Origin of the sequence: uncultured Maribacter sp., from assembly GCF_963975365.1 — a bacterium.
Classification (GTDB): Bacteria; Bacteroidota; Bacteroidia; order Flavobacteriales; family Flavobacteriaceae; genus Maribacter.
On sequence record NZ_CAXBGF010000008.1, the window covers coordinates 86,631 to 112,200 of the forward strand.

The window sequence follows — 25,570 nt, forward strand, 5'->3', positions numbered from 1 at the left end:
ATAAACTTCTACTTAAAAAGATGTTTTTACCTAATTCCCCTGATGCCCTTTAACTCTTGGTATCAATAAAAGTTCTGTTTGGCGACCATTTACATATCTAAAGCCATCTTCACCATAAAAACCAGCTTCTTCGAGCATAATACGAATATCTCTATTCCATTCAGGTATATTGACAGTGGTATTCAATTCAATAGCATAAACCGTATTCGGGTTTAAAGTATACTTCTCACCATCGTCACGCATAACACCTCCTTGAGAATCCCACATGCCAATTGTAGTGCCGGCAGAATGTCCATACATACCTAAAGGATGCGTGTAGATTGAAGGTTTTAAACCAGCTGACTTAGCTTCACTTAATGATTTCGCCAAAATATCATTTCCACTCTTGCCTTTTATCATATTAGTCGTTAAAAAATCTTGCACCCTATTACCGTCTTTAAGTCCGTCTATTAAAAAATCAGGTGCTGAAATTTCCTCAGGTTTTAAAACATATGCTAATTCTTGGCAATCTGTATTTAAACGTAAATAGGTGATTCCGAAATCGCAATGTACCAAGTCACCTGGCATTATTACCATATCTTCTGGTTTATCTGCAAATGAATAAAATTCGCTTTTTTCATTATTCTGGGTTCTTTGCACATCTATAGTGGGGTGAAACCAAGTCTCCAATCCTAAATCGGTAACTTTTTGTCTCATCCACCAAACCACATCTGAAGTTGTGGTAACTCCTGGGGTAATTACCTTTTCGGAAAAAGCCTCGGCAATAATATCATGAGTAATATCTACCAGTTGATCATAAATAACCATTTCGCGTTCAGTTCTAGTTTCAATCCAACGAACAGCTAATTGCTCTGCCGAAACAATTCTAGAAGTAAATCTCTTTGGAAGATTCACCATGAATTCCTCATAATCGGTCTTTACCAAGCCATCAGCAATATTGTGATCTTTAGAAAAGTTAAGTCCGATTTTATTCGGATTTCTTTCTGCTATCAATTGGATTAAACGCTTCCATTGATCAGGTTCTTTTTCTTTATCCCAAGCAGACACTATATTCCTACCCACATTATAACGGGCAACTGCTAGTTTCTCTATGGTATTTTTCTCCTTATTTCTATAAAACAAAAGAATTGTTCGCCTTCTAGCATTTAACCAAGTAGCAGGTAACATTGTCTTAATAACTGGATCTTCATTATACTCTCTTGAAATTACTACCCACATATCTAGCCCAGCAGTATCCATCAATTCAGGTAATAGAATATTAAATCGATCCTCTAAAATTTCATCGATTACAATTGCACGTTCTTTTTCCGAAAGAATTTGCTGTGCATATATTTTACCAATTAATAACAGGCATACTAAAAGGAATAGTTTTCTCATAGGGGTTAAATTATATATTGTTTGAAAATACAAAATAACCAACATTCGAAATCACCTATTCCTTTAAAATACCTAGAATTTGTAGTCTATATAAAATTAGCGACTTGCCGTTTCTAATTTTTCATTCGCACTTTTTACCAATCGTATAAATTCTGCCCTATAACCATTATCATCTTCACCCCTTCCTTTTTCTGCCAATATAATGACATCTTGAAAGGTAGTTTTGTCAATAAAAGCTGATTTTCTTAACTGCTGACCAAATAACGCCACTGCAGAGGCGAACTGAAAATCTCCCGACATTTCTTTAGTAGTATCTTTTTGAACATGAACCAATTCGATACTTTTAGAACCTTCAGGTTTTTTATATCTAAACTTCACTGTAAATAATTCATCTGAAAAATCACTCTTTAAGTCGCTATTCGTGTATTTCAAATCTGCCACTTCTTTGACATATTCTGAAGCTACACCAATTTCTATAATTTCATATAATGCGGTAACCTTATGTCCACTACCTAATTCCCTAGCATCTTTTGTGTCATCTATAAAATCCTCATTTGCCAATAATCTATTTTCATATCCTATTAACCTATATGACTTTACTTTATTGGGATTAAATTCGATTTGTATTTTTACGTCCTTGGCTATTGTAAATAACGTCCCTCCAAACTCCTTCCCAAATAATTTCTGCGCTTCTTGCATGGTATCGATATAACCATGGTTACCATTACCTTTATCTGCTAAAGTTTCCAATTTTGAATCTTTATAATTGCCCATTCCAAAACCTAATACGGAAAGAAAAACACCAGACTCCCTTTTTTAAGTGATAAGATCTTCCATATCCTTATCTTTTGATAATCCTACGTTAAAATCACCATCGGTTGCAAGTATAACCCTGTTATTCCCATTCTTTTTAAAATGTTTTTCAGCCAATTTATAGGCCAATTCAATACCTTGCCCACCTGCAGTTGAACCACCTGCCTCTAACTTGTTCAATGCATTCATAATCTTTAATTTGTCACTACCGGATGTTGGATCCAAAACGACACCTGCTGCACCAGCATAAACAACAATCGATACCTTATCCTTTTCTCGTAATTGATTTACCAAAAGTTTAAAAGCAGATTTTAGTAAGGGTAATTTGTTGCTGTCTGACATTGATCCAGAAACATCGATTAAAAAAGTAAGATTAGACGCTGGTAATTCTTCATTTAAATATTCTTTACCATGTAAACCTATTCGAACTAATTTGGTAGCAGTGTTCCATGGTGTTTTACACACTTCGGTATTTACAGAAAAGGGATGACCATTCGTTGGTTGCGGATAGTCATAATCAAAATAGTTGATCATTTCTTCTATTTTGACCGCATCTACCGGTACTTCTTGCCCTTTGTTTATGAATCTCCTAATATTGCTATAAGCCGCTTTATCTACATCTATGGAAAAAGTAGATAAAGGATTAATTTCAACTTTTTGAAATTGATTTTCGGTGATTCTTGCATAGTTTTCATCTTTTTCAACAGCATAATTACCGTTTACTGTTGTTATGACAACACAACCATACTGCCCATCTAATCCATACAATTTTTTAGCAGCAGAAGCACCAAGTACCTTTTTACTATCGATACGTTCTTTATTTAAACTTTGAACAATATCATTATACTGTCTTTGAATTGGAATACCATCTACAATATATAAAGGACTTTTAACCTTATTTTTTGTGCTTTTTTTCAATACAGAACCTGTTCCACGTATAGAAATACCACCAACCTTTCCTTGTAAAAGGGTAGTAATGTTTTTAGTAGAGTTATGTTTACTTTTTCGTTTACCACTTACCATTGCCACCGAGCCCGTTACATTTCTACTTCTAGAAATACCATACCCTGTAACCACTACTTCTTCTAATTTTTGAAAATCTTCTTCAAGCAAAACATTAATAATTTCCAAATCTCTAACTTTAATAATCTGGGTATCATACCCTATATATGTAAAAATTAAATCTGCTCCTTTTTGGGTATTTATAACATAGTATCCATCAAAATCGGTTTGTGTACCATGCGAAGTACCTTTTATCACAATATTGACTCCTGGTAAAGGGTTACCATTATAATCAGAAACAGTACCATTGATTTTCATTTGTTGTGAAGACAATAAAAAACTGCTGAAAAGAAGAAATAGAAATATTACATTTTTCATAACCGTCGGTTTTAAGTTTGATTGATAAACCTAAAAAAGAAGTGAAATTAAAAAAATGAAGAATTAGGGAAGCTTATGTTTGGGCTAGTGAAACTATAAGCTCAATAAGGCTAAAGTTTCATTTCTCTTTACTTTACCGCTATCCGTCCGTAAGAATTCTGGAATGGTTTTAACCAATCGAGGTAGTTCATACTTGTTCAAAGTATTACTTGCGATAATTTGCTGCATGACATTCTCTTTATCCATTACACCTTCTAAAATCAACACCACTTGTTCCCCAAGTTTTGGGTCTGGAAATGAACTAATAAAAAAACTATGATGTAGTATATCTGAAAGTTTAGATTCTATTTGTTCTGGGTTTAATTTAATACCACCGGAATTTATCATGTTATCATATCGACCCAACCATCTAAATTCATTGTCAGAAACTAGCGCAACCACATCATTGGTTATTACTATTTTATCAGATACTTTTGGGGCGTTTATGACTAAACAATCTCTTTTGTCTTTTGATATTTCAATACCTGGCAAGGTTTTGAAACCTAGATCAGTAGCAACAATCGAACTAAGCATTTGATTAAGTGGTTTTACAGCAACATGGGTAATGGTCTCGGTCATGCCATAGGTTTCAAAACTATTATTTTCAATTATATGTAGCTGATCTCGCAACGTATTAGAAATGGGAGCTCCACCTATAATTAAAGTTTTTACTTGATGTAAAAATGGTAATGAGTTCGAAACCTGAAGAGGCACCATTGCCCCAAAATCGAATGTTCTATTACTATCTTTTAATGGCGACGACGTTGGCGGTACCATATAAAGATCAAGCCCTAACACCATAGCTCTTACCAACATCATCTTTCCAGCTATATATGTTGCGGGTAAACAAAGCAATTCAGAATCTTTAGCTGATAGATTAAAATAGTTACCTGTCGCCAGTGCACTATTTATCATCTGTTCTTTTTTAAGTGTAATCGCTTTAGGAGTGCCGGTCGACCCAGAGGTGTATACATTAACAAATGAAGACTTATCAATCCAATCTAAAATGAATTCCCCTATGTGTTTTTCAAAGTCCTCACCTTCTTTAATAAAACTGTAACTAAGCTCCGTTAAATCATTTAGAGAATACCTTCTACCTTGAATAGAAAAATTGGGATGTAAGTTTATATTATACAACTTCCTCATTTTGAGTAGCTAAAAACTCTTCTTTACTCAAAACTTTGCCGGTTAGTTTGTCTTTCCAGTTTGTCCAGCCATATCTTTTTGAGAAAACATATAAGAGAATTGGAAATACCACCAATACAGGCACAAAAACATCCCAACCTAATACAGGGTCTGAAATATCTCTATACATAGAATCTGTTTGAAAAGCAGTCCAATCTGCAGTAACCAATAAAGCCGCCGTTAGATTGTTAGCTGCATGAAATCCTAAGGCCAATTCTAAACCTTCATCCATTAAAGTTATTATACCTAAAAAAAATCCTGTTCCTATATAAAAGATTAAGATTCCATACCCTAATTTCTCAACTTCAGGATTCATAACATGTAGCAATCCAAACAGCAATGAAGTAAACATTAATGGAAACCATCTGTTTTTAGCCATAAGCCCTAAGCCCTGCATCATATAACCTCTCATAAAATATTCTTCCATACTGGTTTGCAACGGAATCATTAAAATAGCCACTACCGCAAGAGTTAAAAACGGAACTAGGTTAAAATTAAACTCATAATCTTCTGGTGATAAATAGATATCCAGAAAAATAAATATGACAGAAATCAAAGCCCAAAGAATAAAAGCAAAAGAAAACCGCTTCCAATCTATCTTCTTTCTTGCAGTTGTTAAAGCCGTTAACGATTGCTTGTGTAGAAATTTAGCAAAAACAAATATGGAAATAAGTGCGATTACAAAGGTTAAAAGCATAAAAAACAAAAAGGTATTTGAACCCAGAACATCTGACATTGCACTTATGTCACCACTTAACATTGCAGACATGCCCCCATCCTTTATAGCCAATGCCGCCAATAAAGGTATTGCAGCTATTATTTGCCATACAATCAACACACCAAATATTCCTATAATATATCGCCAACTATCACTAAGCCCTTTATACGCCTGCTCTATATACATAAACTTTCAATTAAATTATTTTTCCAATTTTTTGACTTATTATAAAACAAGCCTCCTTTCGCCACTTCTAAGGGACTTTCAATATTATTTGTAAATAACGAACCAGTGCCCAAACCTTGAGGCATTTTATTACCTAACGTGGCGGTCCATTGTGCTATAGCATTCAACCCTATGTTACTTTCAAGTGCGCTGGTAATCCACCAACCTATTCCATTGGTATCCGCTAAATCAATCCACTGCTTACTTCCCGAAAAACCACCTACTAAGCTTGGTTTCAAGATAATATATTGTGGTTGTACAGTTTGCAGTAATTCTTTCTTTTTTGTTACATCCACTACACCAATAAGTTCTTCATCAAGTGCAATGGGCAAAGGTGTATTTCGACATAGCTCATACATTGCTGTCACTTGACCTGGTTTAATTGGTTGTTCAATAGAATGTAAATCTAACTTTGAAAGTCTTTCTATTTTACACAAAACTTCCTCTGGCGAGAAAGCACCATTAGCATCTACCCGCAACTCAATTTCATTCTTTGAATACCGATTACGAATCGATTTTAGCAGTTCAATCTCGGTATCGAAATCAATAGCCCCAATTTTCATTTTAATACAAGTGAAGCCATTCTTAAGCTTATCCTCTATTTGACGGTACATAAAATCCTTATCCCCCATCCACACCAAACCATTAATCGAAATGGGTTGTTGCTCAGCTAAAAATGTAGATTCAAAAAGTTCAAAAGGATGATTAGAGTGAAGCGATAAAAATGCCTGTTCAACTCCGAATTGAATACTAGGATATTCAGATAATTGCTTCAGTAATTTAGATACTCCTAGATGTATATGCTCTGCAACCCAAGAACATTTCTCCTCATAATCAGGAACATCATCATAACTTAGACCTCTAAAAAGTCCACATTCGCCAATTCCCCACCTTCCTTCATCCTCTAAAATCAAAAACCAGGTCTCTTTGGTTCGTAGAATTCCTCTAGACGTACCACTGGGATTTTTAAAATTGAGTAGATACTTTTTAAAAGTTGCTTTCATATAATCCTTCAAATTTAGCTATATTTTCACTTTAATATGGATTGATAATAAAGTATGGAAAATAGAGTAATTTGGATTACGGGAGCATCATCTGGTATTGGTGAGGCATTAGCTTACCAGTTGAATGCCAAAGGTGACAAAATAATACTCTCCGCTCGGCGAGAAGAAGTTCTAATAAAAGTGAAAGACAATTGTAAATTTATAGAAAACGCGCTAGTTCTACCTTTGGATCTAACCGATTTCGAATCATTGGAAACAATCACCAAAAAAGCCATATCATTATATGGAAATATCGACATATTAATCAATAATGGCGGGCTAAGTCAACGTTCATTGATAATCGACACCAAGTTTGAAGTTTACCAACAAATGATTGATGTTAATTACCTGGGTACTATAAAACTGACCAAACATCTACTACCTTTTTTCATATCACAAAAAAGCGGACATTTTGTCACTATCACCAGTTTAATGGGTAAATTTTCATCACCATATCGTTCTGGATATTGTGGTGCAAAACATGCGCTTCATGGCTTTTTCGATGCCTTAAGAATGGAACATGAAAAAGATAATATTGATGTCTCAATAATATGCCCAGGTTTTATTCAAACCAACGTAGCTAAAAATGCATTAACAGGAGATGGCAGTGCTTTAATGAAAGAAGATAATGCCACCAAAAACGGAATGCCAGTAAGCCGATGTGCAAAAGAGATTATTACTGCTATTAAAAAGAAAAAATTTGAAACTTATATTGGTGGTAAAGAAAAATATGGTATTTACCTAAAACGATTCTTTCCAAAATTATTGCATAAAATTATTCTTAAAAGTAAGGTTAGGTAGACTATTTAAAATTAAACCAAAATCGCACCCCTTCGGCAGTTCTATCTGAATTCAAAGAAGTCTGTAATTGATTTGCCAATCTATTCATTAGGCGAATTCCCATAGAAGAATTTGCCCGTTCTTCTGAATCTTCAGGTAAACCAATGCCATTGTCCGTATATTCAAAAAATCCTTCCTGACCAGCCATTTTACGCAAATGAATATAAATCTTACCATAACCATCATCTTCTGGAAATGCATATTTAAAGGAATTGGAAACCAATTCATTTAATATTAATCCGAAAGGTATCGCCCTGTCAATATCTAATTCAACTCCTTCGGCATCAATTGTTATCGTAATATTATGACCCCCTTTTTTGTAAACAGATTGTATGCTATTAATTAAGCTCTCAATATAACTTTGCATTTCAATAACCGACAAATCATCGTTTTGATACAGTTTTTGATGTATTAAAGCCATTGCTTTTACCCTACTCTTACCTTCCTCTAACGCCTCTATTGCGTCTTTACTTCGTGTGTTTTTGGTTTGAAGACTTAATAGACTAGAAACCATTTGAAGATTATTCTTGACCCTATGATGTATCTCTTTAAGCAAAGAGTCCTTTTCGACCAATGAGTTTTCAATAATAAATTTTTGTTCCGCAATAAGCCTCTGGTTCTTTATACTCTTTAAATAAGCATAAACCAAACCAGCGAAGCCCATTAATGTAAATATCAACGATATAAACACCAAACTAATCTTATCATCCCTAGCTTTTATATCTTTTCTAGACTCTTCTAATTGAGCTTTCTGTTGCTCCATCATTTTTCGGGAATTCTCCAAATCTTGAGTAACAACAGAAGTCAATTGTTGATTTTTAATATTCGATGCATGAGCATCTATAGAATCTCTTATTTTAATATTCTTCTTTAAATACGCGGTAGAGTTTTTGAAATCTCCTGTTTTATAATAATAATCTGCATAAATCCTGTTTCGTTTTAGAATATTATCGGGCTTTATCGGATTTAAATTATCACTCAAATAATCGGTCGTCTTATCATAATTATCTAATTTTAGATAACTTTCCGCAAGCGCTAAAGTGTTTTCTATCAAATCTGATGAAAACTTACTTGTATTGTACTTTTTAATAAGACCCCTACTCTCTTCAAGAAAAGGAATAGCCTTTTCATATTCATTTAATTCAACATGGCATTTACCTATATTACCTATGATAATTCCGTTTAAAATTCTACCATCTGCTATTTCCCTATCCGTTCTTTGATTAGTAACATCACTTAAAAATACTTTTATTAGGCCTTCAGCCTTTTTAAAATAACTAAGTGCAGTTTGTGTCGATTTATCAAGTCTTAAATAATCCCCAATAGTATTGTTATAAATGGCCAGACCATAATAGTCGTCATCTTTTAATTCTTTTTTTTCTTCGGTCATATAGTCGCGCATGGCCTTTCTATATTGACCTAGACTTGCATAAACATCATAGAAAGCTACATTTTCATTAAACCCCAGTTCGCGTTTAACCCTTCTAATCTCTATTTGCTTATCATACAATTGAAGCATTGCATAATTATCATCCATCAACTCTAAAATGGTTTTTTTCAAATCTTTATCCAATGTGTCCATATAATCATAGACAGACCTAGAAATCGCTAAACTCTTTTCATAGTTACCTAAATCATAATAAATTTGAGCTTGAACTAATTGATAATTTCTTATGGAAGTAGAATCTTTTGTCTTCTCAGAACTATTTAAATAAACATTGACAGTATCTAACCAATCGTAAGGAGAGTTCTGATTGTATCGGTTAGGAGTATTGAAAAAGAAGAAAGAACGAAGTTCACCGTTCTCTAAATCTTGAAACTGCTTATAATAATCTTCATCTTGAGACGACAAACTATCTTGTGCAACAAGAAGGCATGAAAATGCACTTATGAAGAATGCACATATGAATCTCAAAACAACTATTTTTTTCATATCATATTTAAAAACAGAATCAAACTTAGAATTAAAACCTGACTCTACTAAACTTTTGTTGTGAGTTAGATAAGTAAGATTATCTAATACCCCTCAACTCTAAAAGCGTGTTCTATGCCCTTTTTAACAAACTATTAGAAATTTTAATGTATTTCTTGTGCACAGCCCACTTTATCACATGGAAAAGTGCAAATTCCTAATAAAACAAATTTAAAAATTAGTCTTAAGGCTTCGCATTAATTGTTGTGTAAACCTCAATAATTGTTGTGAAAGCAGTTCTAAAACCTAAACAGTGTATTACATCGAAAACACCACTAACTTTATCCATGAATATTAACCTTTCATCAAGACTTAAATCAAAAAAAAAAAAAAACACCTTAGAAAGGTGTTTTTTTTTTAAATAGTTTTGAATTATGAATTCATAGCTGAAATTATAAATTCCTTGAAATCTTTAGAAATCGGTATTAACGTATTGTTGATCATTATATCCTTTGAATTGATGGCATCAATATGATCTACATTCACAATGTAAGATTTATGAGCTCTATAAAATTTATTCTGTGGTAATTTCTCCAAATAGTCCTTTAAAGGTGAACGAACCAAAAATTTCTTATCAACGGTGTTCACTTCTAAATAAACATTATCTGCTTTTATAAATTGAATATCGCCAAATTGTATTCTATAATATAAATGTTGTTTCTTGACAAATATCGAATCCTTTAATATTGAATTAGACATTGGTACATCATCATTTACATCTTCGCTAGAAATACCCTTTTCAACATTTTGTTTACCGTAAATGAAATTTGAAAGTGCAATTTCTATTGATGTGTATAAATCTTGTTGTTCGAACGGTTTAACCAAATAACCATTTGGCTTTACCGTTTTCGCATTTTCAACAGTTGCACGATCTGAGTTAGAAGTAACAAAAATGAAAGGAATATCAAAATTATCTCTTATGTGCTTCCCTAAATCTATTCCAGTCTTATCTGAAGCTAAAATAATATCTATAAGTACTAAGTCAACTTGTTGTGTTTTTAGCACTTCAACTGCCTGCTCATACACTATAACATTATCAACAATTTCATATCCTATTTCCTCTAACATAGACTGCATGTCATCAGCGATAATCACGTTGTCCTCTACAATAAGAATTTTTATCGGTTGTTCCAAGATCTAAAATGGTTTAGAAGGTTACATTCAAAATTACAAAAAATAATAATAACTAATAAAAAACACAAGCGCAGTAAAAAAGGTACTTAAGGCCAATTTTTTGAGCTCAGGATCAAGTTCTGCTTCATTGTTCGTCAATGCCACTTTACGCAAATGAATAAATACTGGCACGAACCCAATAAGACTTAGATAACGAATTAGTGATCCATTTGTTGTAGACAAATAATAAAACAAGCACAAAAAGGAAATTGATAATAAGGTATAATGATACATCTTAGCTTTTTCAAGTCCTAATTTAACAACCAAAGTATTTTTACCTACCGATTTATCTGATTTAATATCTCTCATATTATTCAGATTAAGAACTCCAACACTTAACAAACCAATTGATACAGCAGGTAGAAAAGCGATAAGATATATAGCCTTCAGATACAAAAACATTGTACCAAGAACACTAACCAATCCGAAGAAAATAAAAACGAAAATATCACCCAGCCCATTATATCCATAAGCCGATTCACCCACGGTATATTTAATAGCTGCCCAAATAGCAAAGGCTCCCAATAATAAAAATAGTGAGGGATATAGAATTTGTTTTAAACCAAAAGAGGTTATTATTAATAAAACTATGAGAACGCTATTAAGTACTATGCTAATATAGATTCCTCGCCTTAACTCTTTTGCTGTTAGAAGTCCACTTTGCAAAGCTCTTTTCGGACCTAATCTTGCATCGTTATCCGTTCCTTTTACACCGTCACCATAATCATTGGCGAAATTAGAAGTAATTTGAAGCCCTACCGTAGTACATAACGCCAATATAAAAACCAGAGAATTTGTTGCACCATAAAAGGACGCAATTCCTGTACCTACAAGTATACCGGAAATAGATAAAGGAAGAGTTCTAAGCCTTGCTGCATTTAGCCATGCATTAACTTTAGTCACTAATAAGGATCTTCTATTTGAATTCTTTTACCATCTTGATATGATGCTACGAAAGCATCTCCAAAACCGATATCTACCAATTGCTTTCTAAAAAACTGAGCTTCTTGCAGGGTCTCAAAATTACCTAGAGAATATGAGTAAAATGGGTTTGTTTTAACGAATAGTGTATTTGTAAGTGCTTCAGAAGCCAAGGTTACATTATTATCAACGAACGATTTTACCTGAACCGAATAAATCTTCTCTTTCTGTAAGAACTCTTTAGCTAGATAAAACTCTTTTACAAGACTTAATTCTTCGTTCTGTTCTTTTAAGCTTTCCAATCGTGTTCTTATTGCATCTACACTATCAATAGAAGTCAATACTAAGTCATTTGATGCCTTTCTATTGAAACCACCTGAACTTGACAAACCTGCCGTAAAAGATGTAAATGCTAAACCACCTATTAAAAAAAGGGTTGTTATCCCAGCAAATATGTTCCGCTGAAGCTTACTTTTTTTTAATTCCTTGTTTTTATATTTTATCTGATCCAGAAGACGCTCATTAATAATCTGAGCTTTATCTACATCTTTGTGTAATTCCAATAAATCACTCTCTTCTATAAAAGGCATACTTATATATAATTATGATGCTTAAAATCTAAATGTAAGTTAAAAAATATTAATAACTTTTCATTTGACACAAAAATAAAATTAAATGATTAGGACGCCAAAAATACACCTCCTAATTTGAGATATAATTCTGCAAATCAATATTTTAAGAAATTTCTGACATTACCTTGTTATTCTTCTATTAACGTGATTCCGGCTGGTTCGATATTTATTTTTCTATCCTTGTACAAGGTCCCTAATCCTTTCTTGAATGTTTTCTTACTCATTTGAAAAACATCTCTAATTTCTTCTGGTGCAGATTTATCATGCAACCCTAAAAATCCGCCATTTTTCTTTAGAACTTCATAAATTTTATTGGCAGCTGGTTCCAGCACCTTTGCTCCTAGCGGTTGAAGAGAAATATCAAGTTTATTATCTTTTCTAATGGTTTTAATACAACCAGGTATCACATCACCAATATTTATTGGTTTAAAAACTTCATTAAAATAAACAAGCCCTTTATATCTTTCATTAACAATCACTTCCCAACCCAAATCAGTTTGTCTAGTGACTACCAAATCTACTTGCTCCCATTCTTTAAGATCTACATTATCATTACTTAAAAACTTATCTATCTTATTAGAAGCCACCAATCTACCAGAACGCTCATCTAAATAACAATGTACAACATACCACTGGCCTTCTTTCATTTTATCGCGTTGTTCTCTAAAAGGAACCAATAGATGTTTTTCAAGACCCCATTGCATAAACGCGCCAAATTCATTTACTTCGGCTACCTGCAATAATCTAAACTCTCCCAACATTATGTCTGGCTCTAATGTAGTTGCTATAGGACGTTCATCATAATCCAAATAACAAAACACCTTTATACTCTCTCCAATTTCATAATTGGCAGGTACATATTTATTAGGTAATAATACATCATTGCCTTCGTCGTCGCCCAAAAATAGCCCAACACTAGTATCTCTTAAAATTTCTAGATTGTTTATACGTCCTAATTCTATCATGATACAAAATTACATTTAAAATTTAGAAAATGAGGTTAAAAAAAAAGACCGTTACCAAATTGGCAACGGTCTTCACTTTAAGTTCGACAATGTTTATTTATTATAAACAGACGCTTTATTGAAATGTTGACAAAGCTTATAATAGATAACAGCTCTATACTTATTTCTATTAGATGAACCATACTTGTCCATAACAGTTTTTATAGCATCATCTAATTTAGAATCATCTGCTAGTCCTAATTTTTTGATCAAGTAATTGTTCTTTACAGTATCCAATTCTTTCTGATCAGTACCAGAAACTTTTGATGCATCAATATTGTAAATAGATGGTCCTAAACCAACAGTAACTTTTTTAAGCAAGTCCATATCTGCACTTTCACCAAATTTATCTTTGATATCCGCAGCATACTTTTCAATTAAATCGTCTCTTTTACTCATTTTAAATGTGTTATAATTAATGGTTAATACACCTCTAATGTATGAAACGAAAATATTCAATCAAAATTTTATCATTTATTAATGCAGGCGTATTAATTTCAAGTAATTTGGGTCGACTCGATTTTCTGTAAAAGCCAACCAATACTTCTGCAAGAACCTCTGTTGAATCAGCAGTTTTATATTCAAAACCAAACATTTTGCACAGGTATTCAGCATTTAAGTTATGGCGTGTCTCAAAATAAGTTTCAAAAACTTCGCTATTTTCTTTTCCTGGTAGAATTCTAAATATGCCTCCACCTCTATTATTAATCACAATAATTCTAAAATCATTTTTTATATAATTGTTCCATAAGGCATTACTATCATAGAAAAAACTAAGATCCCCTGTAATGAACAAAGTAGGAGTTTTACTTGCTACAGAAGCCCCTAAAGCAGTCGAAGTACTACCATCTATTCCACTAGTCCCTCTATTGCAGTATACCCTCAGCGTTGGGTTAATTTCGAACAATTGAGTATATCTTATAGTAGAACTATTAGCAAGTTGCAAAAGATAATTATTTGGCATCGATTGCATTAGTTGACTAAAGACAGAAAAATCTGAAAAAGGTATTTTCTTTAGGTAGCTAGACCTTTTTAGAACATATTCCTTCTTTACTTGATGCCAATTACTGAAATAGTCACTTTTCACAGTTTTAGCCTCTGCGTACAATACTTGAAAAAAATGATTTATCGGAACCTTAATATGTTTCTCTAAACAAAAAAAGGTATCATTTGCTTTCATACCACCAATATGCCAATGATGTTTAGGAGAAAAGGTTCTTAAAAAAGCTTTGATTTTTTTTGAAACAATAAGTCCACCGAAAGTCACTAGCACCTCTGGTTTTAATTTTTCAAACAAGACATCTTTATCAACGTTCAATTCAATAGGTGCGATAATTGAATCTATACTATTGAAAAAACTAGGATGATTTAAGTTTGAAGTTGTTTCGGTCAAAACCAAAACACTAGGGTCATTTGCTAAACTCTGAAGTACTTGTTCATCAACACTATTTGGCTTGTTAACACCAACTAAAACAATTTTACGTTTTGATTTGTTCCAAATATCCTTCTCTCGTTGAAATGAAGATTGATTCGCTTTTTGAATATAAATTGAATCTATTTGAGCTATTACTTTGGTGTCTGTTGTTGTATTATACAGGGGTTCTTCAAAAGGTACATTTACATGAACCGGAATCTGTGATGTAAAAGCAATATTAAAGGCCCTATTTAATTCCGCATCATTATATTCCTGAACTTTATTTTGAATTTCATTTACATTTCCACTCCTAATAAATTCTGGCTTGTAATGCAGAATTTTATCAGTAGCATGACTCACATCTTGTTTGAGATTAGCCGAATACCCTATATGATTTTCGAATATGTTTTTCTGATTAATAGTTTGCCCATCCCCTATTCCAACTTTATAAATCGGTCTATCAGCAGAAATAACTATTAATGGAATATTACTAAAATATGCCTCTGCTACTGCAGGATAATAATTTAAAAGTGCACTACCCGATGTACAGATAACCACTACTGGTTTTTGTAGTTGTTGCGCCATACCTAATGCAAAAAAAGCTGCACAACGCTCATCAACGATACTAAAACAAGAAAAAAAAGGATTCTCTGCAAAGGAAATTGTTAGTGGCGCATTTCTAGAACCAGGGGAAATTACAATGTTATTAATATCGTTTGCCTGACAATGCTGAACGATAGTTTGTGCAGTAGGTATGAGAGAGTAATTCATGTACTTCAAAAATACAACCTAAGCAGCTTATTACCCAAATGTATTAATGCTATTTATGTTTCAGAACACGAAACATGGTATTGCTTTTTAATACTGTTTCATTCCATTCACTTTCAGGTATGGAATCACTAGTAATACCACCACCAACATAAATACTTATTACGTTTTTACTGATTTGCATACACCTTAAATTCACGAAAAGTTCAGATTTTTTTGCTACACTCCTATAGGCACTATTCTCTTGATTTCGACTATTCCTATTTCTAGCCAACTCAGTAGAAAAGTTCAACTCCCCTAAAAATCCAGTATAAAAAGACCGGTCATAATTTTCATTTTCGAGAATGAATCTTTTTGCGTTTGCCAAAGGTGTTCCACATACTGCCGGTGTCGGGTGTAAGGCTCTCAATACTTCACCAAATTTACCAGGTGCAAAAACTCCATTAATTTCTGTTCGTAAATGCCAAAGTTGACCTGCCTCAATAGATGCTACTTCAGAGGCTTTTAGTGAAACAGTCTTATTTTTTAAGGTTTCAAGTATATAATTGGTAACTACTTGTTGTTCATTTAATTCTTTCTTAGTCCAATTAGGTTTTGAAAATTTATTCGAGCTTTGCGTTCCCGCTAAAGACATAGTAGTAAACTGTGTTCCTCTACTTTTTATTAATATTTCTGGTGTAGCCCCTATCCAAGTACCTACTTTTGGGTGGTGCCATAAATAACAAAACGCTTTAGGGTAATTATTTAAAAGGTTTTGAAACAGGTATAACAGTGAAACTTCATCTTTAATTTCAATCTTTCTAGATATAACCACCTTATCTAATTTACCTTCATTAATAACTTCTAAGGCTTTTGCTATTAACTTAATATAATCTGCTTTCTCTGAGTCATTAGAAAAAGCATTTTCATCTTTAAACGTTGACGAGATATTCTTTTGTTCTATTGGGACTTTTACTATATCATCAGTTTTTAATAGTATAGGATGAGAATCTAAATCGAACGGAGCAAAGACAAATCCGGATTCTGAAAAATCAACCACCGAATATAGATGATTATTATCTTGAAAAACCCCATTCAATATATCCTTATTTGGCTTTCTGTATAAAACAAAAGGCAATTCTTTATTTAAACTTGCAGAAGCCCTATGAAAAAGTTCTTGAACCATACTAGCTTCTTGGTAAAGCGATTGTAGTTAATTTACAAAGCGAAATCAGCTGATTAGCTTCGTTGGTAATCTTAATTTCCCATAGCTGTGTTGTTCTTCCTTTATGTAAAAGTATCGCCCTTGCATAAACAAAACCCTCCTTTATACTTTTCACATGGTTTGCTGAAATTTCTATACCTCTAACAAAGTATTTGTTGCCATCTAAAAAAATATAAGATGCTGCACTGCCCACACTTTCAGCCAATGCTGCAGTTGCACCACCATGAAGCACACCATCTGGTTGATGAACTTTTGGCGTAACGGGCATTTTAGCCAACAAAAAATCTTCACCTACATCTATATATTCAATATCTAAGGTTTCCATTAAGGTATTCTTAGAAGTCTCATTACAAATTTTTAGAATTTTTTCTTTATGGTCGTTCATTCTTTTTTTTGTAAAATTAAGCATTACATTACCAACTGAAAAGCTCAAAAGAATTGCATCTTATATGAATACTCAGATAAAAAATGTCACCTATAAATCGGCTAATACTTATGAAACATTAAATGTTTTAAATAAAGACACTAAAAGGGTTTGGATTGTTTTTCACGGAATTGGTTTTTTAAGCCGGTTTTTCCTAAAATATTTCAATGAACTTCCTGTAAACGAGAATTACATTATAGCACCACAAGCCCCCTCTAAATACTATTTAAACGGAGAATACAAATATGTAGGTGCCAGCTGGTTGACAAAGGAAAATACTGAACAAGAAAAAACTAATCTCTTCAATTATTTAGATGCTGTTTTAGCCAATGAAAATATCCCTAAGAGTTGCGAACTGATCATGTTCGGGTTTTCTCAAGGAGTTTCTATTGCTTTGCGGTACTTGACACACTCAAAATTACAGTGTAACAAATTAGTTTTGTATGCTGGAGGAATACCTACTGAACTTACAAAGTACGATTTCCAATATTTAGCAAATACCGAAATCATATCAATCATAGGGAATAGTGATGAATATTTAACTCCAGACCGACTCATTGAAGAAAAGAATAAATTAGTAAAATTATTTGGTGATAGCGTTCGCAAAATAAATTTTAATGGCGTACATGAAGTCAAAAAAGAAATCATTAATAACTTAGTAAAATGAATGAGTCATTTATTTTAGAAAATGATAGAGTGCTATTGCAGCCCCTAACACTTGATAATTTTGAAGAGCTAATTTCAATTGCTTCTCAAGAAAACTTGGTTCAATATTCCCCTTCAAATATTTCAACTCGTATCTCATTAAAAGATTATGTAGAAACAGCTATATATCAATTAAAAAATGGCACCAGTATTCCATTTATAATTTATGATAAACAGAAAAAAGCATATGCCGGTAGTACCAGATTTATGAACATAAATTTCAAAAACAAAGTTCTGCATATAGGCTCTACGTGGATTGGCAGAGAATTTCATGGTAGCGGATTAAATGACAGAATGAAGTCTTTAATGTTAGAACATGCCTTCATAAAAATGGATTTTGAAAAAGTTGAATTTCGTGTAGATGAACGAAACATTAAATCAAGAAAAGCTGTCGAAAAATTAGGATGCACATTAGAAGGCATTTTAAGAAAAGATGTATATCTGCTCGATGGGTTTAAGAGAAATACATGTTGTTATGGACTACTTCGTGAAGAATGGATTGAGCCTAAATCGTAAAACAACTATTTATTTTTCTACCTTAGGATTAATAGCATAATACGTAATTTTTCTTGTAGTGTAGGTATTATCAGGAATTACGATTTGCTTTATCCAGTTACCTTTATGGGCTTTATCGTATTGGTAGATATACTCCTTTTTTATTGTATCTACTCCCGATTTAGCAACTTCAGTGACTAACATTCCATTTTCATCATAAGTGTATGTTGTTCTAACTGTGGGTTCAAACTTTTTGGCCGTACCATTGTATTCAAACTCTTGCTGTGCCATTAAATGACCATCTAGGCTAAAAACTTCTTCAAAAGCAAAATCAGCCTCCCCTTTTATAAACTCTTTAGTTAGTACAATTTTTTGTTCAGGTCTATTTTTAGGTTTCTGGGTAGACGTACGTAAAGTCTTTAATGGAACACCATTAAGCAAATACGTTACCGTATATTCTCCTTTAAACTTTTTATGTTCAACTTGAGTTATGTCTGTACCATCATTGTTCGTTCTTCTAATACTAGTTAAATCTCCTGATTCATCATATTCATAAACGTATTCGTCTAAAAATTCTTTGTCGTACGAAAAAATTCGTTCTTGTATTTTTATGTTATCGGTAGAATCAATTTGATAAAAATGTGCGATTGATGTACTGGGATCAAACTCATTATTACGGTAAGATTCTGAGCGCTTCTCAGTTAATTCACCAGCAGAATATTTGTAATATACTACATCGTAATCGGTGTCATTGTATCTAGTTACCGCTTTAGTTAAAAAACCTTTTTTATTGAAATTATATTCTTCTTTGCCATAATCGGTACTTACTAAACAAAATTTCACATTCTCTTTCAAATCAAAATCTGCAAGGGTAAAAATTTGAATTTCTTGTCCTTGTGCGGTGCACATAAAAGTGTATAATACAAGAATTAGAGTTTGGAAATATCTATTAATCATACTACAAAATTACTTTATTAATAATTGGTACAAAAAAATAAAGTGTAAATGTAAAAAGGGACGGTATTAACCGTCCCTTTTCTATAATAACTTAATGTTATATTACTTAACTTCTTCGAAATCTACGTCTTCAACATTATCACTTTCTGAACCTGAATCGCTAGCTGTTGGCTCTCCTTGAGGAGCACCACCACCTTGTGCTTCAGCCTGTGCTTTGTACATTTCTTCAGATGCAACCTTCCATGCTTCGTTGATTTTGTCTAAGGCAGGCGTAATTAATGCTATATCTTTAGTTTCATAAGCAGCCTTCAACTCTGTCAAAGCATCTTGAATTGGTTGCTTCTTATCATCAGATAATTTATCTCCAAATTCAGATAATTGAGATTCGGTTTGGAAAATCATTCCATCTGCTTCATTCAACTTGTCTGCAGTTTCTTTGGCTTTTTTATCAGACTCTGCATTAGCTTCCGCTTCTGCTTTCATCTTCTTGATTTCCTCTTCTGTTAATCCTGAAGAAGCTTCAATTCGAATATCCTGAGTTTTATTTGTAGCCTTATCCGTTGCCGATACTTTAATAATACCATTTGCATCGATATCAAAAGTTACTTCGATTTGAGGTGTACCTCTCTTCGCTGGTGGAATACCATCCAAATGGAATCTACCAATAGTCTTATTATCGTTAGCCATTGGTCGTTCTCCTTGCAAAACGTGAATTTCAACCGATGGTTGGTTATCTGCCGCTGTAGAGAATACCTGTGACTTTTTAGTTGGTATTGTTGTGTTAGACTCGATTAATTTAGTCATTACACTACCCATAGTTTCTATACCTAAAGAAAGTGGCGTAACATCCAATAACAATACATCTTTTACATCTCCTGTTAAAACACCACCTTGAATAGCCGCACCAATAGCAACTACCTCATCTGGATTTACACCTTTAGAAGGTTTTTTACCAAAGAATTTTTCAACCGCTTCTTGTACAGCCGGTATTCTAGTAGAACCACCAACTAAGATAATCTCATCGATATCGCTCTTAGAAAGTCCCGCTGCTTTCATTGCAGTTTCGCATGGCTCAATTGTTCTTTTTACTAAGTCAGCGATCAATTGCTCGAATTTTGATCTTGTCAAAGTTCTAACTAAGTGCTTTGGTCCTGAAGCTGTTGCTGTAACATAAGGTAAATTAATCTCTGTCTGTGCAGAAGAAGACAACTCTATCTTTGCTTTTTCAGCTGCTTCACGTAAACGTTGTAAAGCCATAGAATCTTTTCTTAAGTCCATATCTTCTTCAGACTTGAACTCCTCAGCTAACCAGTCAATAATTTTTTGATCTACATCATCACCTCCTAAGTGAGTATCACCATCAGTAGCCAATACTTCAAATACACCATCTCCTAATTCTAATATAGAAACATCATGTGTACCACCACCAAAGTCAAAAACAACTATTTTCTGGTCTACATCTTTTTTATCCATACCATAAGCCAAAGATGCAGCTGTTGGTTCGTTGATAATACGCTCTACCGTTAAACCTGCAATTTCACCAGCTTCTTTCGTAGCTTGTCTTTGCGCATCATTAAAGTAGGCAGGCACAGTAATTACCGCACGAGAAACTTCCTGACCTAAATAATCTTCTGCCGTTTTCTTCATTTTTTGAAGAATCATAGCAGATAATTCTTGTGGTGAATATAAACGTCCGTCTATATCAACTCTTGGTGTATCATTATCACCTTTTACTACTTTGTAAGGTACTCTTCCAGCTTCTTTACTCGATTCTGAAAATTTATTACCCATAAACCTTTTAATAGAATAAATGGTTTTGTTAGGGTTGGTTACTGCCTGTCTTTTAGCTGGATCACCAACTTTAATTTCACCTCCTTCAACAAAAGCGATAACAGACGGTGTTGTTCTTTTTCCTTCTGCGTTCGGTATTACCACTGCTTCATTTCCTTCCATTACGGAAACACAGGAGTTGGTAGTACCCAAATCTATTCCTATAATCTTACTCATCTTATATGTTTTAAATTAAGTGCTTTATTTTACAATCGTTTTCTAAAGGACAAACAATATGCCAAGCAAGAAAAACTGACATGATGTCATCAATAGAATTTAATAACTAATAATTATGCCATTTTTGTATATCAAAAAGGTTTAGGAAACATTGTACCTTAGCTTATAATTAATACGTATTGGAAATAGAAAGCATAAGCGTTTTTGACATGTTAAAAATTGGTGTAGGCCCTTCTAGCTCGCATACACTTGGGCCTTGGCGCGCAGCCGAACGATGGTTGGCCCGTCTTGATTCAAGAGGTAATATTGAAAAAGTTAGAGAAGTAGAAGTTCACCTTTACGGCTCACTGTCATTAACAGGAAAGGGCCATGCTACTGACTATGCTGTAATACTAGGTTTACTTGGCAAAGACCCCGAAACAATACCTATTGAACATATCCACCCTTTAATAGAAGGTATTAAAAAGGAAAATATATTAGTACTTAATGGCATTCAAAAAATTCCATTCGACCCAAAACAACATATAATATTTAATAAAAAGTTTCTACCCTTTCATGCTAATGGATTAAAATTCATGGCCAAACTAGCCTCGGGAAAGATAATATCTAAAACGTATTATTCAATTGGCGGAGGCTTTGTAATTAGTGAAGAAAGAAAAAATGCCAAACGGAAGGTTGATATGTTCAACCAATTTCCATTTCCGGTACAAAAAGGTACGGAACTACTTGAATTTTGCAAAAATGAAAATTTAATTATTTCAGAACTTGTTCTAGAAAACGAGCGTTCGTTACGAAACGATGAAGAAATTGACCACCAACTACATCGAATTTGGGATACCATGTTAGAGTGTATGTATATTGGTTGTCATACAGAAGGCATTTTGCCTGGCGGCTTAAATGTTAAACGAAGAGCTTTTGAGATGCATAAAAATCTTAAAAGTGACTTACCTTACACTAACCCAGAAGAATGGTTACAAACACTACGCCAAACCGAAGTAAAATTCAGACAGATATTACAATGGGTTAGTTGTTTCGCGCTTAGTGTAAATGAGGTAAACGCTTCTCTTGGCCGAGTGGTAACAGCACCTACCAATGGGAGTGCTGGTGTTATACCGGCTGTATTAATGTATTATTTGGTTATTGAAAACCATGCAGGTAACTACGAACATATAAAACAGTTTCTTTTGGTGGCCGGGGAAATTGGAAGCATTTTCAAAAAAGGGGCAACAATATCTGCCGCAATGGGCGGTTGCCAAGCAGAAATCGGAGTTTCTTCTGCAATGGCTGCTGGTGCACTTACTGAATTATTAGGTGGCACCCCTGAACAAGTATTAATGGCTGCCGAAATAGCTATGGAACATCATTTAGGTCTTACGTGTGACCCAATAGGTGGCTTGGTTCAAATACCTTGCATTGAACGAAACTCAATGGGTGCAATAAAAGCGATAAACGCAGCAGAACTTGCATTAGGCTCAGACCCTTCTGCTGCAAAAGTTCCATTGGACAAAGTGGTACAGACCATGTGGGAAACTGCCAAGGACATGAGCTCGAAATATAAAGAAACATCAGAAGGTGGTTTAGCAGTAGGGGTATTCCTTAGTGATTGCTAATACTAGCGCTATATTTTATATCAAATTCTTATTTCAATAGATGGATTTTTTTTCTGTTATACAAAATTAATTCTACTAACTTTAATTTATGAAAAATCTAATTTCAGAGAGAGTTGCTGATTTTATTAAAAATTTCCCACCTTTTAATATTCTAGATGCCAAGTCACTTTATCTACTTGCAGAGCAAGTTCTTATCGTCTATAAAGAAAAAAATAGCATCATTTTTACGGTTGATGAAAATCAGCATTCACATTTTTACTTAGTTCATAAAGGTGCCGTTACACTTAACAACCCTACTACCAATACTATTATTGACTATTGCGACGAAGGTGATGTATTCGGACTTAGGCCACTTATTGCCAACGAAAACTATAAATTAGAAGCTAGAGCTCACGAAGAAAGTATTCTTTACGGAATACCTATTGATGTTTTTAGGCCTATGGCTAAACAGAACGAAGAAGTTTCTGTTTTTCTTATGGAAAGTTTTGCTTCGAACACAAGAAACCCGTATTCAAAAAATCAAAAAGGCCAGCTATATAGCATTGAAGGTGAAGACGATTCAAAAAAAGAAATAAAAATTCCGGATCTACAATTGGCAAGTTATTCCAAAAAGTTGATTACTTGTTCCCCAAGAACAACAATACAGAAGGCAGCCGAATTAATGACGCAGAAGCATATTGGTTCTATATTGGTTGTCAGCAAAGGACTGGCAATTGGTATTATAACCGACAAAGATTTACGCAACAAAGTTATATCCGGCAAACAGCCTATAACCGCCACAATAAAATCAATTATGTCTTCACCTGTAATTACCTACCCAAGAAAACTAACCATTACACAGGCGCAGATGGCAATGATGAAAAGTAGCATAAGCCACTTGGTCATCACAGAAGACGGCACAACGAACACAAAACCGCTCGGAATTTTGTCTAAGCACGATGTAATGGTCTCCTTAGGCGACAACCCAGCTGTATTGGTTAAAGCTATCAAGCGGACACAAAAAATAAAAAAAATAAAGCAGCTGAGAAAAAGTGTTATGGTACTTTTAAACGGCTATTTAGAACAAAATATTCCCCTAGGCTTAATTGCTAAAATAATCTCTGAACTTAATGATACCTGCATTAAACAGGTTGTTGAGATTTCATTGGCAAAGATGAAGAATCCACCGCCAGTTAAATTCGCTTGGCTTGCATTAGGTAGTCAAGGTAGAAGTGAACAATTGTTACACACCGATCAAGATAACGCATTGGTTTTTGAGGATGTACCTGACGAAGATTTACCGAAGACAACAACTTACTTCCTAAATCTCTCTGAAAAAATTACCAAAGGTTTACATACGATTGGATACGAATACTGCCCTGCAGATATGATGGCCTCGAACCCAAAGTGGTGCCTAAGTTTACAAGAATGGAAAAATAAATTATCGTATTGGATCGGTAATCCTGGTCCGAACGAAGTACTGATGTCATCCATATTTTTTGATTATAGCTTAGCATTTGGCGAGCGAAGATTGTTAGATAATATGTCGGAACATATATTTAGAACCGTTGAAAAATATCCTATATTTTTAGTCCATTTAGCCAATGGAGCATTACAGAGTCCTTCACCAACAGGCTTCTTTAGACAGTTTGTAGTAGAACAAGATGGTCAGCACAAAGACTTCTTCGACCTTAAAAGCAGAGCATTAAGACCTTTAATTGATGCAGCAAGGGTTCTGATTTTATCACATTCTGTTAAAGGCATTAGTAATACTTGGGAGCGATATGAAAAATTGGCTGAATTAGAACCCAATAACAGCGAGCTATATTTAGCCTGCTCCTATGCAACTAAAGCCCTTTTAAAATTTAGAACACGGCAAGGTTTGCTGCACCACGATTCTGGTCGGTTTATTGAATTAGAGCGATTAACCAAACAAGAAAAGATGAAACTAAAACGCACATTTAAAGCGATTAAAGAAATTCAAGAATTGATTACGTTACGTTTTAAGGTTACTAATATTTTGGGATAATGGGACTATTCAAAAAGCCAACTACCAATTTTCCGGAATTTTGGAAGCACTACGAAAGTCATTTCAAAAAACCGACTTCAAAAGATTTTAACGAATTAACATTTGTTGTTTTAGACACCGAAACAACAGGTTTCAGTTTTGATGAAGATCGCATATTATCAATTGGAGCTGTAAAAATAAAAAGAGAAATAATTTCAGTACAAGAGGTTTTTGAAATCTATCTTGAACAAGAAAAATTCAATAAAGACACTGTTCATGTTCACGGACTCTTAAAAAATGGCCAAAGAGTATGTATTAGTGAAATTTTAGCTTTAGAAAAGTTCTTAGACTATGTTGAAAACTCAATAATCGTGGCACATCATGCAGTATTCGATATTGGCATGATAAATAGTGCCTTAAAACGTAATGGATTACCTAAGCTAAAAAATACAGTTATAGATACCGGTGTCATATACAGAAAAACATTTATAAAATCATATTTAGTTCAGCCAAAAAAGAACTATACCCTTGACGAGCTAGCTGAAAAATATGCCATCTCGAAAAAAGATAGACATACTGCATTAGGCGATGCATATATTACTGCAGTCGCCTTTTTAAAAATAGTTTCTCGCTTAAGGGAAAAGAAAAAATTTTCACTTAAAATGTTGATTAACTAA

21 protein-coding genes and 1 pseudogene are annotated in these 25,570 nt (G+C 33.6%); 6 read left to right on the forward strand and 16 right to left on the reverse strand.

Annotated elements, in window-relative coordinates; all coding sequences use genetic code 11:
* Positions 1-30: 30 nt before the first annotated feature.
* From AACZ49_RS10955 to AACZ49_RS10975, 5 genes and pseudogenes are all read right to left on the reverse strand, one after another.
* Positions 31-1,377 carry a M24 family metallopeptidase gene (locus tag AACZ49_RS10955; protein ID WP_339654556.1) on the reverse strand — a complete coding sequence of 449 codons (1,347 nt, stop codon included), beginning with the start codon at positions 1,375-1,377 and terminating at the stop codon, positions 31-33.
* Positions 1,378-1,473: 96 nt separating this feature from the next.
* Positions 1,474-3,570, reverse strand: a pseudogene (locus tag AACZ49_RS10960) (von Willebrand factor type A domain-containing protein).
* A 93-nt stretch (positions 3,571-3,663) separates the two neighbouring features.
* Positions 3,664-4,755, reverse strand: a complete 1,092-nt coding sequence (locus tag AACZ49_RS10965) for an AMP-binding protein (RefSeq protein WP_339654559.1) — start codon at positions 4,753-4,755, stop codon at positions 3,664-3,666.
* Entirely contained in the window at positions 4,739-5,698 is a 960-nt protein-coding gene (locus AACZ49_RS10970) for a CPBP family intramembrane glutamic endopeptidase (RefSeq protein WP_339654561.1), read from the reverse strand. The genes AACZ49_RS10965 and AACZ49_RS10970 overlap by 17 nt, the downstream gene beginning before the upstream one ends.
* Positions 5,689-6,741, reverse strand: coding sequence for an o-succinylbenzoate synthase (locus AACZ49_RS10975; protein WP_339654563.1), 1,053 nt, complete (start codon positions 6,739-6,741; stop codon positions 5,689-5,691). Before AACZ49_RS10975 ends, AACZ49_RS10970 begins: the two co-directional genes overlap by 10 nt.
* Positions 6,742-6,795: 54 nt before the next feature.
* Between AACZ49_RS10975 and AACZ49_RS10980 the strand changes: the two genes are divergently transcribed.
* Complete coding sequence (locus AACZ49_RS10980; protein ID WP_339654565.1) at positions 6,796-7,581, forward strand: SDR family oxidoreductase; 786 nt, start codon at positions 6,796-6,798, stop codon at positions 7,579-7,581.
* Position 7,582: 1 nt separating this feature from the next.
* Here AACZ49_RS10980 and AACZ49_RS10985 read toward each other — a convergent pair whose 3' ends face one another.
* The 9 genes from AACZ49_RS10985 to AACZ49_RS11025 form a co-directional block, all read right to left on the reverse strand.
* Positions 7,583-9,553: a sensor histidine kinase gene (locus AACZ49_RS10985; protein ID WP_339654568.1), complete on the reverse strand. Its 1,971-nt coding sequence runs from the start codon at positions 9,551-9,553 to the stop codon at positions 7,583-7,585.
* Positions 9,554-9,964: 411 nt separating this feature from the next.
* Positions 9,965-10,726, reverse strand: a complete 762-nt coding sequence (locus AACZ49_RS10990; RefSeq protein WP_339654571.1) for a response regulator — start codon at positions 10,724-10,726, stop codon at positions 9,965-9,967.
* Positions 10,727-10,759: 33 nt separating this feature from the next.
* Complete coding sequence (gene menA / locus AACZ49_RS10995; RefSeq protein ID WP_339654574.1) at positions 10,760-11,668, reverse strand: 1,4-dihydroxy-2-naphthoate octaprenyltransferase; 909 nt, start codon at positions 11,666-11,668, stop codon at positions 10,760-10,762.
* Positions 11,668-12,276, reverse strand: a complete 609-nt coding sequence (locus AACZ49_RS11000; protein ID WP_339654577.1) for an SPOR domain-containing protein — start codon at positions 12,274-12,276, stop codon at positions 11,668-11,670. Before AACZ49_RS11000 ends, menA begins: the two co-directional genes overlap by 1 nt.
* Positions 12,277-12,446: 170 nt before the next feature.
* Entirely contained in the window at positions 12,447-13,283 is an 837-nt protein-coding gene (locus AACZ49_RS11005) for a S1-like domain-containing RNA-binding protein (RefSeq protein ID WP_339654579.1), read from the reverse strand.
* 93 nt (positions 13,284-13,376) lie between these two features.
* Positions 13,377-13,721 (reverse strand): DUF2853 family protein, encoded by a 345-nt coding sequence (locus AACZ49_RS11010; RefSeq protein ID WP_339654581.1) that lies wholly within the window; start codon positions 13,719-13,721, stop codon positions 13,377-13,379.
* A 34-nt stretch (positions 13,722-13,755) separates the two neighbouring features.
* Positions 13,756-15,507: a 2-succinyl-5-enolpyruvyl-6-hydroxy-3-cyclohexene-1-carboxylic-acid synthase gene (gene menD / locus AACZ49_RS11015; RefSeq protein ID WP_339654583.1), complete on the reverse strand. Its 1,752-nt coding sequence runs from the start codon at positions 15,505-15,507 to the stop codon at positions 13,756-13,758.
* A 49-nt stretch (positions 15,508-15,556) separates the two neighbouring features.
* Positions 15,557-16,669, reverse strand: a complete 1,113-nt coding sequence (locus AACZ49_RS11020) for a chorismate-binding protein (protein ID WP_339654586.1) — start codon at positions 16,667-16,669, stop codon at positions 15,557-15,559.
* A gap of 1 nt (position 16,670) precedes the next feature.
* Complete coding sequence (locus AACZ49_RS11025) at positions 16,671-17,093, reverse strand: hotdog fold thioesterase (RefSeq protein ID WP_339654588.1); 423 nt, start codon at positions 17,091-17,093, stop codon at positions 16,671-16,673.
* Between the two features lie 64 nt (positions 17,094-17,157).
* On the opposite strand from AACZ49_RS11025, the gene AACZ49_RS11030 reads away from it, so the two are divergent.
* Together AACZ49_RS11030 and AACZ49_RS11035 are read left to right on the forward strand one after the other, a co-directional pair.
* Positions 17,158-17,799: an esterase gene (locus tag AACZ49_RS11030; RefSeq protein WP_339654591.1), complete on the forward strand. Its 642-nt coding sequence runs from the start codon at positions 17,158-17,160 to the stop codon at positions 17,797-17,799.
* Positions 17,796-18,353: a GNAT family protein gene (locus AACZ49_RS11035; protein WP_339654593.1), complete on the forward strand. Its 558-nt coding sequence runs from the start codon at positions 17,796-17,798 to the stop codon at positions 18,351-18,353. The genes AACZ49_RS11030 and AACZ49_RS11035 overlap by 4 nt, the downstream gene beginning before the upstream one ends.
* Before the next feature lie 9 nt (positions 18,354-18,362).
* On the opposite strand, the gene AACZ49_RS11040 is transcribed toward AACZ49_RS11035, so the two are convergent.
* Both AACZ49_RS11040 and dnaK read right to left on the reverse strand, forming a co-directional pair.
* The gene (locus AACZ49_RS11040; RefSeq protein WP_339654596.1) at positions 18,363-19,289 is read right to left on the reverse strand and encodes a hypothetical protein; all 927 of its coding nucleotides are present in this window, start codon (positions 19,287-19,289) and stop codon (positions 18,363-18,365) included.
* Positions 19,290-19,391: 102 nt separating this feature from the next.
* A complete protein-coding gene (gene dnaK, locus AACZ49_RS11045) occupies positions 19,392-21,296 on the reverse strand; it encodes a molecular chaperone DnaK (RefSeq protein WP_339654599.1) in 1,905 nt (634 codons plus the stop codon).
* A 185-nt stretch (positions 21,297-21,481) separates the two neighbouring features.
* Here dnaK and AACZ49_RS11050 point away from each other — a divergent pair, with 185 nt between their 5' ends.
* The 3 genes from AACZ49_RS11050 to AACZ49_RS11060 all read left to right on the forward strand — a co-directional run bounded on the left by AACZ49_RS11050 (position 21,482) and on the right by AACZ49_RS11060 (position 25,570).
* Complete coding sequence (locus AACZ49_RS11050; protein ID WP_339654749.1) at positions 21,482-22,906, forward strand: L-serine ammonia-lyase; 1,425 nt, start codon at positions 21,482-21,484, stop codon at positions 22,904-22,906.
* An 88-nt stretch (positions 22,907-22,994) separates the two neighbouring features.
* Positions 22,995-24,914 (forward strand): DUF294 nucleotidyltransferase-like domain-containing protein, encoded by a 1,920-nt coding sequence (locus AACZ49_RS11055; RefSeq protein WP_339654602.1) that lies wholly within the window; start codon positions 22,995-22,997, stop codon positions 24,912-24,914.
* Positions 24,914-25,570, forward strand: coding sequence for a 3'-5' exonuclease (locus AACZ49_RS11060; protein ID WP_339654605.1), 657 nt, complete (start codon positions 24,914-24,916; stop codon positions 25,568-25,570). The genes AACZ49_RS11055 and AACZ49_RS11060 overlap by 1 nt, the downstream gene beginning before the upstream one ends.